Annotated in this window: 11 protein-coding genes; 2 read left to right on the forward strand and 9 right to left on the reverse strand. The window is 34.4% G+C overall.

The annotated features are described in order from the left end of the window. Positions 1-170: 170 nt before the first annotated feature. From ACNRYB_RS19260 to ACNRYB_RS19285, 6 genes are all read right to left on the reverse strand, one after another. Positions 171-839 carry a bifunctional 4-hydroxy-2-oxoglutarate aldolase/2-dehydro-3-deoxy-phosphogluconate aldolase gene (locus tag ACNRYB_RS19260; protein WP_281633052.1) on the reverse strand — a complete coding sequence of 223 codons (669 nt, stop codon included), beginning with the start codon at positions 837-839 and terminating at the stop codon, positions 171-173. A gap of 216 nt (positions 840-1,055) precedes the next feature. After that, a complete protein-coding gene (locus tag ACNRYB_RS19265) occupies positions 1,056-2,075 on the reverse strand; it encodes a sugar kinase (protein WP_111425577.1) in 1,020 nt (339 codons plus the stop codon). 99 nt (positions 2,076-2,174) lie between these two features. After that, on the reverse strand, positions 2,175-3,575 hold the full coding sequence (gene uxaC, locus ACNRYB_RS19270; RefSeq protein ID WP_473728386.1) for a glucuronate isomerase: 1,401 nt from the start codon (positions 3,573-3,575) through the stop codon (positions 2,175-2,177). A 24-nt stretch (positions 3,576-3,599) separates the two neighbouring features. Continuing rightward, entirely contained in the window at positions 3,600-4,391 is a 792-nt protein-coding gene (locus ACNRYB_RS19275) for a gluconate 5-dehydrogenase (RefSeq protein ID WP_473728387.1), read from the reverse strand. 1 nt (position 4,392) lies between these two features. Next, a complete protein-coding gene (gene kduI / locus ACNRYB_RS19280; RefSeq protein WP_129749045.1) occupies positions 4,393-5,232 on the reverse strand; it encodes a 5-dehydro-4-deoxy-D-glucuronate isomerase in 840 nt (279 codons plus the stop codon). A gap of 96 nt (positions 5,233-5,328) precedes the next feature. Beyond that, complete coding sequence (locus tag ACNRYB_RS19285; protein WP_473728388.1) at positions 5,329-6,795, reverse strand: MFS transporter; 1,467 nt, start codon at positions 6,793-6,795, stop codon at positions 5,329-5,331. 479 nt (positions 6,796-7,274) lie between these two features. Between ACNRYB_RS19285 and ACNRYB_RS19290 the strand changes: the two genes are divergently transcribed. After that, entirely contained in the window at positions 7,275-8,141 is an 867-nt protein-coding gene (locus tag ACNRYB_RS19290; protein WP_473728389.1) for an alpha/beta hydrolase, read from the forward strand. An 86-nt stretch (positions 8,142-8,227) separates the two neighbouring features. Here ACNRYB_RS19290 and ACNRYB_RS19295 read toward each other — a convergent pair whose 3' ends face one another. The 3 genes from ACNRYB_RS19295 to ACNRYB_RS19305 form a co-directional block, all read right to left on the reverse strand. Beyond that, positions 8,228-9,571 carry a PepSY-associated TM helix domain-containing protein gene (locus ACNRYB_RS19295; RefSeq protein ID WP_473728390.1) on the reverse strand — a complete coding sequence of 448 codons (1,344 nt, stop codon included), beginning with the start codon at positions 9,569-9,571 and terminating at the stop codon, positions 8,228-8,230. Between the two features lie 135 nt (positions 9,572-9,706). Continuing rightward, positions 9,707-10,939: a DUF4374 domain-containing protein gene (locus ACNRYB_RS19300; RefSeq protein ID WP_473728391.1), complete on the reverse strand. Its 1,233-nt coding sequence runs from the start codon at positions 10,937-10,939 to the stop codon at positions 9,707-9,709. Between the two features lie 25 nt (positions 10,940-10,964). After that, positions 10,965-13,358 carry a TonB-dependent receptor gene (locus tag ACNRYB_RS19305; protein WP_129749040.1) on the reverse strand — a complete coding sequence of 798 codons (2,394 nt, stop codon included), beginning with the start codon at positions 13,356-13,358 and terminating at the stop codon, positions 10,965-10,967. A gap of 107 nt (positions 13,359-13,465) precedes the next feature. Here ACNRYB_RS19305 and ACNRYB_RS19310 point away from each other — a divergent pair, with 107 nt between their 5' ends. Further along, positions 13,466-14,497 (forward strand): helix-turn-helix domain-containing protein, encoded by a 1,032-nt coding sequence (locus tag ACNRYB_RS19310; protein WP_473728392.1) that lies wholly within the window; start codon positions 13,466-13,468, stop codon positions 14,495-14,497. Positions 14,498-14,554 lie beyond the last annotated feature (57 nt).

Genomic DNA, 14,554 nt, shown 5'->3' on the forward strand with positions numbered 1-14,554 from the left:
ATTATTTCTGCCTTTTAAATTGTAAATGAAACATTACACCCGATTGAGTAAAATAAAGCCGGCTGTGAGGAATGGCTAGCCAAATTTTTCAAGCGTAATGTTCAATTACAATCTCTAAAAATCTAAAAAAAACTTATAAAATAAGGAGTTAGGCATGATTACCCCTTAATCTATTTTCTAATATCTTTTATAATGTCAAGAACCTGTTTCACTTTTGCAGTAAGTCCGTCGAAATCTTTATTGTCTAGTATATCTTTCGAAATTAACTGAGAACCCAAACCAACGCAAGTTGCTCCAGCATTTAACCAAGAGCTCAAACTCTCTTTTGTCGGATAAACACCTCCTGTCGGCATAATATTCGTCCACGGACATGGCCCTTTTATGGCTTTAATAAATTCTGGTCCGTACGTATCAGCAGGGAATAGTTTTACGATTTCGCAACCTAATTCTTCTGCTCTTGCAATTTCTGTCAAAGTACCACAGCCTGGCGACCAAAGCACTTTTCTGCGATTACAAGCTATAGCTATATCTTCTCTAAAAACTGGTGTTACAATAAAATTTGCTCCTAAACTCATGTACAAAGAAGCCGAAGCTGCATCTGTAATAGAACCTACTCCTAAGATCATTCCCGGAAGTTCTGCTAAAGCATATTTGTTTAAAGCTCCAAAAACTTCATGTGCAAAATCACCTCTGCTTGTAAATTCCATTAATCTGGAACCTCCATCATAACATGCTTTTAAAACTTTTTTACTTAGCTCAATATCAGAGTGAAAGAATAACGGAACCATACCGTTGTCTTTCATCGTTTGAGCTACTTCAATTCTTGAATATTTTGCCATTTTCTTATTTAAAAAAATTATCTTAATCCGTTGAGTGTAATTATTTTCAACACATAGAGACATAGTTTTGGGAAGCGTTAAAAAGGCGTTTCACTAATTTAAATGCACATAGTCTAACTATGTGTTGAAACTTGTTTTCTTCTGTTCTCTTTTTTTGATATAAAATCTATGTTTCTATGTGTTAAAACATATCATTTTTAGTTACACCTAATGGGTTTATCTTGATACCAATGCAGAACCATCACCATCAATCATATTTTCAACTTCTTTTAAAGTAACCAAGTTATAATCTCCTGCAATTGTATGTTTTAGACAACAAGCTGCAACTGCAAAATCTAAAGCTCTCTGGTTATTATTATATTCCAATAAACCGTATATTAATCCGCCCATAAAAGCGTCACCGCTTCCTACACGGTCTACAACCGGAGTCACTTCTTTAACTGCTGCGCTATAAATCGCTTTTCCGTCATATAAAATCCCACCAATTCTCTGGTGAGATGCGCTAACAGAATAACGAAGTGTTGTTGCTGCGATTTTTAAACTCGGAATCAATTCAAACAATTTATCATATACCGCTGGAAGTGATTTTTCGTCCTGATAATTCGGATTCACTTTCGGAATTCCTAACATGAAATACGCCGTATCAATATCTCCTAAAATCACATTGCTATATTTCAGCATTTCTGGCATAACCTCGCTCGGAGTTTTTCCGTATTGCCAAAGTTTTGATCTATAGTTTAAATCGCATGAAATTTTAATTCCTTTTTTATGAGCAACTTTAATTGCCTCTAAACAAGCTTCGGCAGCACTTTCTGAAATCGCTGGCGTAATGCCGCTCCAATGGAACCATTCTGCACCTTCCAAAACTTTTTCCCAATCCACCTGTCCTTTTTGTATCGTTGACATGGCGCTGTGAGCACGATCGTAAACCACATTGCTTCCACGGGTTCCTGCTCCTGTTTCTAAGAAATAAATTCCTAGACGTTCTCCTCCGTAAACAATATTTTTAGACTCAACATTCATCTTTCTGATTTCTTTTAATGCAGAAAAACCAATTTCATTTTCAGGCAGCCTGGTAACAAATTCAGCATTTACACCATAATTAGCCAAAGAAACGCATACGTTAAATTCGCCGCCACCGTACGTAGCACCAAATGCTGTAGATTGCGAAAAACGCAAATGCCTTTCTGTCGATAAACGCAGCATAATTTCTCCAAATGCAACTACTCTACTCATTATTTATATATTTTTTTTGCCACAGATTACAATGATTAAAAAGGATTTCATTTAGCGAGCCTTGCGTAAATCTTTGCGAACCTTGCGGTTAGACTTTATTTAAAACTTAAAATATTCTTTAGCATTGTTGTATGAAATATCAGCAACTAATTTTCCAATCCATTCCATATCGTTTGGAAGTTCTCCACGTTTGATTTCGTCTCCCAAAAGATTACATAAAATACGTCTGAAATACTCGTGTCTCGGGAACGATAAGAAACTTCTAGAATCTGTCAGCATTCCAACAAAACAGCTAATTAAGCCCATATTTGAAAGCGCATTCAATTGTTTTGTCATTCCATCTTTTTGATCTAAAAACCACCATCCAGAACCGAATTGTACTTTTCCGCGAACGCTACCGTCGTTGAAGTTTCCAATCATTGTTGCCATAACTTCGTTATCAGCAGGATTTAAGTTGTAGATAATCGTTTTAGTCAATTTATCTTTACTGTCTAACGCATTTAAGAAAGCTGATAATTTTTGTGCTTGAGGATAATCTCCAATAGAATCCCATCCTGTATCTGGGCCTAAGATTCTGTGCATACGAGCATTGTTGTTACGCAATGCACCTAAGTGAAATTGCTGTACCCATCCAAATTCATGATATGTTTCTGATAAGAAAACTAAAATGGCACTATGGAATTTTAAAATCTCTTCTTGAGACAACGTTCCATTTTCTCTTTTCTTTTTGAAAATCGCATTGATTTCACTTTCTGTAAAGCTCTCAAAATCAATTTGATTTAATCCGTGATCGCTTAATTTACATCCGTTTGCATGAAAGAATTCGATTCTTTTTCTCAAAGCAGACTGCAAATCAGCATACGTGTTAATTGCAATACCGGACACATCCCCTAATGTGTCCAGATATGCATTATAACCATCATTAGCAATTAAGATGGCTTTATCAGGTCTGAAAGCTGTACTCATCTTGATTCCAGTCGAATTGTTTGCGAATTTTTGGTGAAATTCTAAACTGTCAATTGGATCTTCTGTAGTACAAACCAATTCAGCATTTACTTTTTTAAGAAGGTTTTGTGTGCTGTACGCTTGAGAATTTATTTTCTCGGAAGTTTCGATATAAATTTTCTCAGCCGACCTTTCATTCAACAAATCATAAATATCAAAATAACGAGCCAATTCTAAATGTGTCCAATGGTACAACGGATTACGCATAGTGTACGGAACTGTTTTTCCCCAGTTTAAGAATTTATCTTTATCTGAACCATTTCCAGTTACAAACTGCTCGTTGATTCCCAAAGTACGCATTGCACGCCACTTGTAGTGATCACCATTAATCCAAACTTGCGTAATATTATCAAAGATTTTATCTTCAGCAATAAACTGTGGATTTAAGTGATTGTGGTAGTCAATAATGGGCTGATTTTTAGAGTAATTGTGATACAACTCTTCAGCATATTTATTTTCTAATAAAAAATTATCGTTTATGAATGTCTGGCTCATGTCTTTTAAAATATAATTTGAAAATTATTCTTCGTTTGAAGGTTTTCCTATTGTAGCTAGGATTCCACCATCTACATATAAAATGTGACCGTTTACAAAATCACTTGCTTTTGATGATAAAAATATCGCCGCTCCAGCCAAATCGCTTGGATCACCCCATTTTGCTGCAGGAGTTCTGTTGATGATGAAATCATTAAACGGATGTCCGTCAACTCTAATTGGTTTGGTTTGTTCTGTTGCAAAATATCCAGGACCGATTCCGTTGATCTGAACATTGTATTTTGCCCATTCTGTTGCCATGTTTTTAGTCAGCATTTTCAAGCCTCCTTTTGCAGCAGCGTAAGCAGAAACTGTATTTCTTCCCAACTCACTCATCATCGAGCAAATGTTGATGATTTTTCCTTGACGTCTTTCAATCATTCCTTTTGCAACATGCTTAGAAACGATAAACGGACTTACTAAATCTATATCAACTACTTCTCTGAAATCTGAAACTTCCATATCTAGAAGCGGAATTCTTTTAATAATTCCGGCATTATTGATCAAGATATCGATTGGTCCAACTTCACTTTCGATTTTTTGAACCGCAGTTTTCACTTCTTGCTCTTCTGTTACATTAAATTTGTAACCAACTGCATTAATTCCTTCGTTTTTTAATTCTGCTACAGCATGATCAATTTTTTCTTGAGATGAATTTCCGTTCACCACAATTGTAGCACCCGCCTGACCTAATCCCTTTGCCATTGCCATTCCCAGACCGTGAGTCGAACCTGTGATAAGGGCAACTTTTCCTTTTATATCAAATAAATTTGTCATCTTATCTTAAATCAGTGATTTTACAAACATCCATATCTCCGTAATCTAAGTTCTCTCCTGCCATTCCCCAAATAAATGTATAGTTGCTAGTTCCAGAACCTGAGTGAATAGACCAAGGTGGAGAAATTACTGCCTGATGATTGTTCATCCAGATGTGTCTTGTTTCTTGTGGCTGTCCCATAAAGTGACAAACTGCCTGATCTTCTGGAATATCCAAATAGAAATACACTTCCATTCTACGATCGTGAACGTGAGCTGGCATGGTATTCCAAACACTTCCTGGTTTCAATTCTGTCATTCCCATCTGCAATTGGCAAGTTGTAACTACACTTCCAATAATCATTTGGTTTACGGTACGGTGATTTGCCGTTTCCATTTTTCCCAATTGTAATTTATTAGCTTCAGCTAAACTTACTTTTTTAGTTGGGTAAGTCGTGTGCGCAGGCGCAGAGTTTAAATAAAACTTAGCAGGATTGTTTTTGTCATCACTTTTAAAAACCACCTCTTTATTTCCAGCTCCGATATACAAAGCATCTTTAAAACCTAACTCATAAGCTGTTCCTTCTACAACAACAGAACCGCTTCCTCCTACATTAATAATTCCAAGTTCTCTTCTTTCTAAAAAATAAGGCGCTTTTAAAGGATCGATTGTTTCTAAGGCTAAATCTCCTTTTACAGGAACTGCAGAACCTGCAATGTATCTATCATAATGCGAATAAACCAATACCACTTCATCTTCCTGCATTAAGTCATCAATTAAGAATTCTTCTCTCAATTGCTGTGTATCATATTTTTTTACAGCTTCTGGGCTTGACGCGTATCTTGAACTATATTTTGTCATAATTTAAATAAATGTAATCGATTGCACAAATTAATTTTTTAAATGGAATAACCATAATTGAAATGAAAAAAATATTTCAATTATGTCTATTTTTCTTTATAAATCAGTTATTGGAGCATATTTAGGAACCAATGATTTCATTACAATCCAGCCTGTTAAGTAACAAACAGCACAAATAGAGAAAATAATAAAATATCCAGCCTCAATTCCTTTGAATCCCATAAAGACCATATTAGTGTCTTTTGCATAATCAAACAATACTCCTGAACCTTTATTAATCAAAGTTGATCCTAATCCTCCTGCTAAACCTCCTATTCCAGTGATAGTTGCAATTGCTTTTTTAGGAAACATATCTCCTACTGTAGTAAAAATATTTGCCGACCAAGACTGGTGTGCTGCTCCCGCAATTCCGATAATGACAACAGGAACCCAGTAACTAATATATCCTAATGGCTGAGCGATCAAGGCTAATAATGGAAAAAATGCAAAAATCAACATCGCTCTCATTCTTCCTTCATACGGATTCATTCCTTTTTTCTCAACGAAATACGTTGGTAGCCATCCTCCAATGATAGATAATAATGTAATCATATAAAGTACAAATAATGGAAAAGCAGCTTCTGTAGAATCCATTCCGTAAACAGAACTTAAATAAGCTGGAGTCCAGAATAAAAAGAACCACCAAACTCCGTCTGTCATGAATTTACCAAACGCAAACGCCCATGTCTGTTTGTATTTAAAACAATCTGCTAAAGAAACTTTTCCTTTAGCTTCAGGTTTGAAACCAATTTTACTATCCTCAATATCATCTTGTTGAATATAAGCCAATTCTTCTGCTGTAACTTTAGAATGTCTTTCTGGCTTATCGTACATAAACATCCAAAATCCCATCCAAACAAAACCTAAAGCTCCAATAATAATGAAAGACATTTCCCATCCGAAAGATTTTGCGATAAACGGAATCGTAATTGGCGCTGCTAAAGCTCCTACAGTTGCTCCTGCATTAAAAATACTAGTTGCAAAAGCTCTGTCTTTTTTAGGGAAATATTCTGCTGTTGTTTTAATTGCCGCAGGAAAGTTTCCTGCTTCTCCAACTGCTAAAACGAAACGTGCAAAAATAAATAAAGCAACACTCACATTGATTACCAACGCTGTATCGCTTATTGTACTGATTATTTCTTTTGAACCATGAAAACTCACAAACCATTCTCCTGTAATAATTCCTGAAGTAGCTATTCCGCAAAAAGCATGAAGACAAGCTCCCACAGACCATATTCCGATTGCCCAAAGAAATCCTTTTTTAGTATCCAACCAATCCACAAATCTTCCAGCAAACAGTAAAGAAACTGCATAAAAAATAGAAAATAATGCAGTGATATTTCCGTAGTCATTGTTTGTCCAATGAAATTCTGGTGCAATAAAATCACTCCAAGTTAAAGAAAGAACTTGTCTGTCCAGATAATTGATCGTAGTTGCAAAAAATAATAATGCACAAATACTCCAACGGTATTTTCCTGTGGTTTTAACACTCTGATTTACTGCAACAGTTTCGGTTTGATTCATAGTAAGTGGGTATTATAGTTTTGTAATTTTTGGCAATCTTAAAGATTCTCATTACTGCTTTCTAAGAATAGTATAATCAATAAATTAATACCTTTGGAGAGAAATAATGTAATCGATTGCACAAATATAGTTTTTAATCTGTACAATCCAAATAATATTGTGTAAAAAAATAATTTAGTTCGTTAAAATAAACATATTATATAAAAAAAGGAATACAAAATTACACATTAAACAATATATTTGTTAAAAGCCAACAGGTGAAATTTATCCTTTTGTTGGGGTAAAATTGTCCCATAAGCTAACTTTAAACAAACCAATTTTATGTATTTTTAGATTCTTCGGTTTTTCGCTTGCATTTTCAAATACAAAAACATAAATAATTACAAACCAAATAATTATAAATTAAATTGAAAACTACTAAAATACAATTCTCAAGAGGCATTACGTTGAGTTTTCTTCTTTTCTCAGGACTATTTTGTATGAGTGCACAAAATCAAGTAATCCCGTTGTGGAATAAAATTCCTGATGAAATAAAAGCTCCTGATTATAAAGAAAAACCAGAACTGAAAGATGGAAAAATGCAAAGTACAAGTCAGGTTTCTGTACCTACTTTAAGCATTTTTATTCCGACAGAAACAAAAACTAATCAAACTGCTGTTGTAATTTGCCCTGGAGGCGGCTACACGCATTTGGCTTTTGACAAAGAAGGAACAAAAGTAGCTGAATGGTTCAATAGCTTAGGAATTGCAGCTTTTGTATTGAAATACCGCATGCCAACTGATTTAACGATGAAAAATAAAAATGTTGGTCCGCTGCAAGATGCGCAAGAAGCCATTCGCTATGTAAGACAAAATGCAGCAAAATGGAATATTGATCCTAATAAAATTGGAATTTTAGGTTTTTCAGCTGGAGGACATTTAGCGTCTACAGCTTCAACACATTACGATGACAAAGTTTATGAATCGGCATATAAAGTGAGTGCACGCCCTGATTTTTCGCTGCTGATCTATCCTGTAATTTCAATGGAAAATGAAATCACCCACAAAGGCTCTCAAACCAATTTACTTGGAAATAATCCTTCAAAAGAGTTAATAGATTCTTATTCAAACGAAAAGAGAGTAACTTCTAAAACACCTCCTACATTCTTAATTCATGCGACAGATGATACAGTCGTAATTCCAGAAAACAGTATTAATTATTATTTGGCATTAAAGAAAAATGGCGTTTCAGCTGAGATGCATGTATATGAAAAAGGTGGCCACGGATTTGGATTGGGAGTTGCTGATACTAGTAAATTTTGGACTAGAGATTGCGAAGAATGGCTTAAATCAAACGGATATAATTAAAAAAATAAAGGCAAAACTTTTACAAGTTTTGCCTTTTATCAAAAAAAAAAAAAAAAAAAGGAATTAAAAAACTAATTTTAATATGTTTAAACAGCAACTTCTTGTTCTGTTGTATTTTTCACTTTAGGAACGGAAATTGCTTTAGTTGCCACTTTTGATTTTGCAGCAGGTTTCTTTTTGCCAAATTTCTGTTTTCCCCACCAGATAATAAATCCTGTAATAGGCAAACTGGCAGAAATCAAACTAGCCAAAAATGCAATAATTTTCCCTGTAAGTCCAAGAACGCTTCCTACGTGAATATCGTAATTCATACGTCTGATTTTGTCTGGAATATTGGCTTCAATATATTTTCCTGAAAATGGAGTCTTAATCGAGATTTCTTTCAAAGTCTGCTGATCAAAATTATATCGGTCCATATTATAAAAGGTGTGTCTTTGTTTGTAAACAAAAGCACCAATTGGATCTGCAGGTTTCGCTGGAATACTGATTAAAATTCCAGCCGCTTGCGGATTTTCTTTTCTTAAATTCAATAAAACTTTATCGGCAGTTGTGATATTGAATTCCTTCACATGAGTTGTATCAGATTTTGGAGATTCGCGATTTTCAACCAAAGGCTTTCCTCCAGAAGTTACCCAATATAAAGATTTACTCCACCATCCAAAACTCCATACTAAACCTGTCACGGCTATGAAAAACAGAAATATACAACTGTAAAAACCAAGCACATTATGCATATCATAATTGACACGTTTAAAACTGGCATCCCATTTAATCTTAAAACTTTTATCAATAATAGATTTAATCCATTTTGTTGGCCACCATAAAACGATACCCGAAATCAGTAAAACCACAAAAATTAAAACTGCAACTCCAACAATTGGCCTTCCAATATCATAAGGAAGCCACAAAGCACGGTGTCCGTTTAAAATCCATCTGAAAAAATCTGGCGATTCTCCTCTTGAGAAAGTTTTTACGTTTAATATATCTCCCGTATATGGATTCATATAAACGCTTATAAAAGTTCCTTGTCTCCTTCCTCCTTTGCGTTTTTCACCCTTTCCTTTTTCTTTTTCAGCAAATTTTCCTTTTGCGTTTTCGTTTTTAGCGAAATCTTTTTTTCTTTCTCCTCTTTTCTCTCCGCGCCCTCCTTTTTCACCTTCTTCTTTTTTCTCCACAAAATAACCAACAATAGCTGCTTCATCTTTTGCGCCAAAAGTGACACTTGTAGCTTTTTTGTCTTTCATTTTTTTATCAGCAATCGAGACCAATTGCGAAGGCAGTAAAAATGCTTCATTCTGAGGTTTTACAAAACGCCAGTCTTCAATAAAATCTTTAATTTCATTTTCAAAAACATAAATGCAGCCTGTAAGACTAACAATTACTACAATGATTCCAGATGCCAAACCAAGCCACAAATGCAGCCAGGCCATGATACGCTTAAAAAGCGACTTTTTACTTTTTTTCTTGTTATTTGGTTTTGAAGAAGAAAACATAATTGGATAGATAATAGGATAAATAAAAAAACCGCAAGTCCTCATCAAATAAGTACTTACGGCAAAAAAATATTAGTATTTTAATTTTTGGATTGCAGTAATTTGTCCGCCTTCAACCTTCATACCTTTTGTTGCAACAGCTGTTGTACCATTGATTGAGTAAATCCAGTTTCCGTCAGGAGTATTGATACCTACAATTGCAGAATTTCCGTCTTCTGAAGTAATATTGTAGCGGCTAGTTACAGAAGTTAAAGTTGCTGGAGCATTTGTTACCCATGTAAAAGTTTGGTTGTAAACATCGGCAATTGCCATTTTAACTGCACCATTGTTTTTACCCACATTTCCGTACATTAACAATAAGAATTTACCTTTTGAAATATAAGTTGTAGAAGAAATTTTATATCCACCAGATTTTTCTTGAACATTAAAGAAATAAGATTTGTCAAACTCTGTAGTTCCTTTTTTAATTTTCACAATCGCAGAAGGTTTTGTAGAAGTCATCACAGCATTGCTAGTAGCAATTGCTCCAGAGAAACCGTAAGCGTCTCCATTTTCGTCTTGGAATAATCCGTTTGTGAAATAAGCTCCTAAATAACTTGTACGGTTATCTTTAATTACTTTTTCTAATTTCAATTCTGGGTAGTTGTAAACTGCAACCCAAGTACTATCTGGATTTGCAGTTCCAAAGTTGTCTACACCATCTCCTTTGATACTCATATAAGGCATATACACTTTATCTCCCACCTGAGTCGCCCAAGTAAAGAAAGCTCTTTCTCCGTTTCCAGCCAATTTCTTGGTATCTTGTTGAGCTTCGCCAATAATAAGTGATTTTGCTGCATCGATTTTGTACATAGAAGCGATTGAAGCACCACTTCTCGGAACTTTAATAGTCAAAATATCTTTGTTTATAGCAGCAAATACGTGAACCGTTTCTGCTTGAAAATCTGATTTTTTAACCAATTTTCCTTCAGCGTTTAAGTTGTAAGTTGTTACCGCTCCAGGATTTCCTTGTCCGTAAAGCAAACTGAAGAAGTTGTTTTGCGCTGTAATATAGTAACGGTAAGTTCCGTCTTGCTCCAATCCGTTTCCTGTAGTGGTAATAGAACCTGTAGAAACATCGTCTGCAGTTAATAAATAATCTGCAATTCCGGCTGCTCCTGTTGTTGCCGTAATAATATATTTCGTTTTTCCTGTATCAGTCCCGCCGCCAGTTTCTCCTCCTGATTTATCTGAATCACTGCTGCAAGAAAAAGCTGTAAAAACTATAACAGCTGATAATAACGCTAATGTGGTACTTTTTTTCATTGTAATATAGTGTTTGTATTAAAATTTAATTATTTGATTTACTGAAGTAATATCTAAACTTGATATAAAAAGCTCTACTTGGCTTTTGCAATGAGAAATTGTCAAAAAGCTTGTTGTCAAGAAAGTTTTTGCATTCAAAAGCAATATTGTATTTTCCGTTTGCCATTGTGCAAACAGCATTTAAATCATGGCTAAACTGTTGCGGAATTTCTAGTTTGCTATCCTTGCTTCCCATGCTTGGCCAAGACAAATAATACGTATGAACATATAACAGATTATAGCCTACAGACAGATTATTTCCTTTTTTCCAAACATTATTAAAGAACATTGTCGCATCAGCATTACCAAAGAGATATGGCATATTCGGAATTCTGTCATTATAAAAAGGAGACACATAATTTTGATTTGGCTCGTACATTGTTTTGTTTCTAATGTTCTGGTATGTTGCGTTGAAACCAGCCGTAAAACGATTCCCATAAGAATATCTTACCTCTCCATCAATACCATAATTGGTAACTTTTCCCTGATTGACATTGGTAGTCATGGTCTGATTGTTATTCAATGTCGGACGAATAAAATCGACTGCATTTCTATGCAAAAGATTCACATCAAACGATAAAGCATTCTTTTCGCGGAAACTGGTCTGATAACTCGCTCCAATATTGTAGTTGTTGCTTGATTCAGGTTTTAAAGAAAGGTTTCCTTCTAAATTATCATTTACATTACCAAAGATTTCCTCTGGAGTTGGCAGTCTGTATGTCTTTTCGTAAGAAGCTTTAATCTGCAAATTATGTTTCAAGTAATAACTCGTAGCAGCCCCATATCCAGTTGTAGAAGTATGGTCTACATATTTCTGATAGGCAATATCTCCAGCGTTTCCAGACGGATTATAACTTCTTGAATAAGTAGTTTTTAACGAATAATCTTTTAAGAATACAGAAGTACTCCATTTATCATTGTAATCTAATTTATAACCCAATCCTAAAACATTCTTTTGCGTTTTCTTAGGCTGTTTATACACCAAAGATTCTGGAACTAATTCGTCACTTTCTTTACGATCAAACGTGTTAAACGTATTATTGACCATAAACGAATGTCTGTCATTAAGTGTGTAAGTAGCATTGGCCGTCGCTACTCCATTATTATTGTAAAACTTGCGCAGAGTTCGGCTTCTTTCTCCTCCGTCACCATCATATTCTTTATAGTCGCCAAACCAATTGTATCTTCTAAAAACAGTATCTATATTCTGTTCATAACCAAAATTGTAATTTCCAGTAACATTTACATTCAGACCTTTTGTAAATAAATCTCTAACCTGATATTTCAAAGTAGGCATTACAATACTTCCTTTTCTGTAAATCTGACCAAAAACGCTTACCATTCTGGCTCCAGTTTGAATATCAGCTTTGTTTTCACCACCAGTAAATCCGATCATTAACTTATCAGCGTATTTTTTTCCAGTTATTCCAATATTGAAAATCACGGTTTCATTACGATATTTATCGTGAAAACGTCTCACTCTTTGATTTGGGAAATAAGCTCCAGTATTTAAATCTGCGACATCAACATTTACCCAATAATTATTATCTGAATAGTTTTGAAAAGCATTAATTTCTGTTGTAAAACCGCTTTTTGCAGTATATCCAGCATTAATACTTGAACGATGTGTATTAAAAGATCCGAACGAATAAGAAGCATCAATAAAAGTTCTAGGTTTACTGTTTGTTACAATATTGATCGCTCCGCCTAAAGCATCTCCACCCAACCAAATTGGCACAACACCTTTGTAAACTTCTACGCGATCCGCTAGATTGATTGGAATATTATTTATCTGAAAAGAAGAACCAAAATTATCCATCGGAACGCCATCAATAAATACTTTAATTTGATTTCCTGAGAATCCATTGATCGAAAGTTCTGATCTTGAACCTACTCCGCCTGCTTCACGGTTTCGAACTCCCGAAACGCGATCTAATGCATGAGATAAATCTAAAGTTGAATTGTGAAGCTTTCTAGCATCTATTGCAGTTACACTGTAAGCTTGTTTATTTACTTTTTCTGTTTGAGATCTTCCTAGTACAGTTACACTTTCTAACTCTTGCAATTCATTTTCCATTTTAATCGAAACATCTAAATTACTTGCTGAAACTTCGATCTGTTTTTTCTGAACTGCAAACCCAACTGCGGAAACTTTTAGAACATATTTTCCTGGAGCAACATTTTTGAAAATATAATTCCCATTTTCATCTGAAATCACACTCAAATCCGTTTTTTCAATAATAACCGTTGCAAACGGAATTGTCTCTCCAGAATTTTCAACAACTTTTCCAGACACCAAAAAGCCCTGATTTTGCTGGGAAAACGATAAGAACGTAAATAAAAAAAACAAACAGGCAAATAAAATTTTTTGAGTTGACATATATTTAATTAGACTAATTATAAATAACTTTGCTGCAAAAGTACCATCAACGTCTTAAAAAAAGATAGGGAAAAACGGATTATTATTTTGTAAAAACGGATTAAATTTTGAAAATCAAAGCCACACTTTTAACGTCAGAAACGCCTATAATTAAAATTCAAATTGGAGATAACTATTATCCAAAAAGCATTTTAACCGAAGAAAATATCAATATTCAAAATGGAGATTCTGAAAAAATTATAAGCCGACATCTCATCACCGAAGGATTGGTTCTTCTTGATACTCAGATGTATTATTCAGAACCAAAAACCGTAACATTTGAAATTGATGAAGAATCCGTTGTGATGAATTTTATTTACAGCAGTAATGTAGAGACTCATATTGATCAATTGGAAGGCGAAAAGTATTCTAAAAAAAACACGCATAATATTTTCTACACCAATAATTTTAAAGCAACGTTTAACATTCCGCCTTTTACTGAGATCAACTATTTGTCGATTATTCTTTCTAAAGAGTTTTATTATAACATCATCAATGAAGACTGGCAGTTGCACGAAAAATTTTCAAACAAAATCCTCCAAAAGCAATCCAGTTATCTCACCTCAAAATATCTTTCTTTCACGCCTGCAATTCAGTGGGTAACATCTGAAATAAAAAACTGCACTCGAGAAGGCGTATTAAAAAGAATTTATATCGAAAGTAAAATTAAAGAGCTTCTTATTCATCAGCTTGAAACTTTAACCATTAAGCCTATAGCATCAGAAAATATAAACGATGAAGATTATAGCAAACTCTTAGAAGCAAAAAAAATATTAGAAAACGATTATAGAAACACACCCACTCTACCCGAACTTTCCAGACTTATTTCGTTAAACGAGTTCAAACTCAAAAAAGGTTTTAAAGCTTGTTTTGGCACAACTGTCAAAAGCTATATCATAAAACTAAGAATGGAACATGCCAAAGAATTGTTTCAAAACAAAACTGCTACGGTAAGTGAAGCCGCTTATAAATGTGGCTACAAAGACGTTTCGCATTTTTCGGCAGCATTTAAAAGCTATTACGGTTTCTCGCCTCAAAAGTTCAAAATCAATACCGATAGTATTCAATTTTGGCTAATTGGCTTTTCATTATTGTGGTAAAAAAAAAAAAGGGTCTTAAAATTACGTCCGTCGACTTAATCTTAAAACCCTAAAAAA

The sequence above is a fragment of the Flavobacterium sp. CR10 genome (assembly GCF_055814415.1).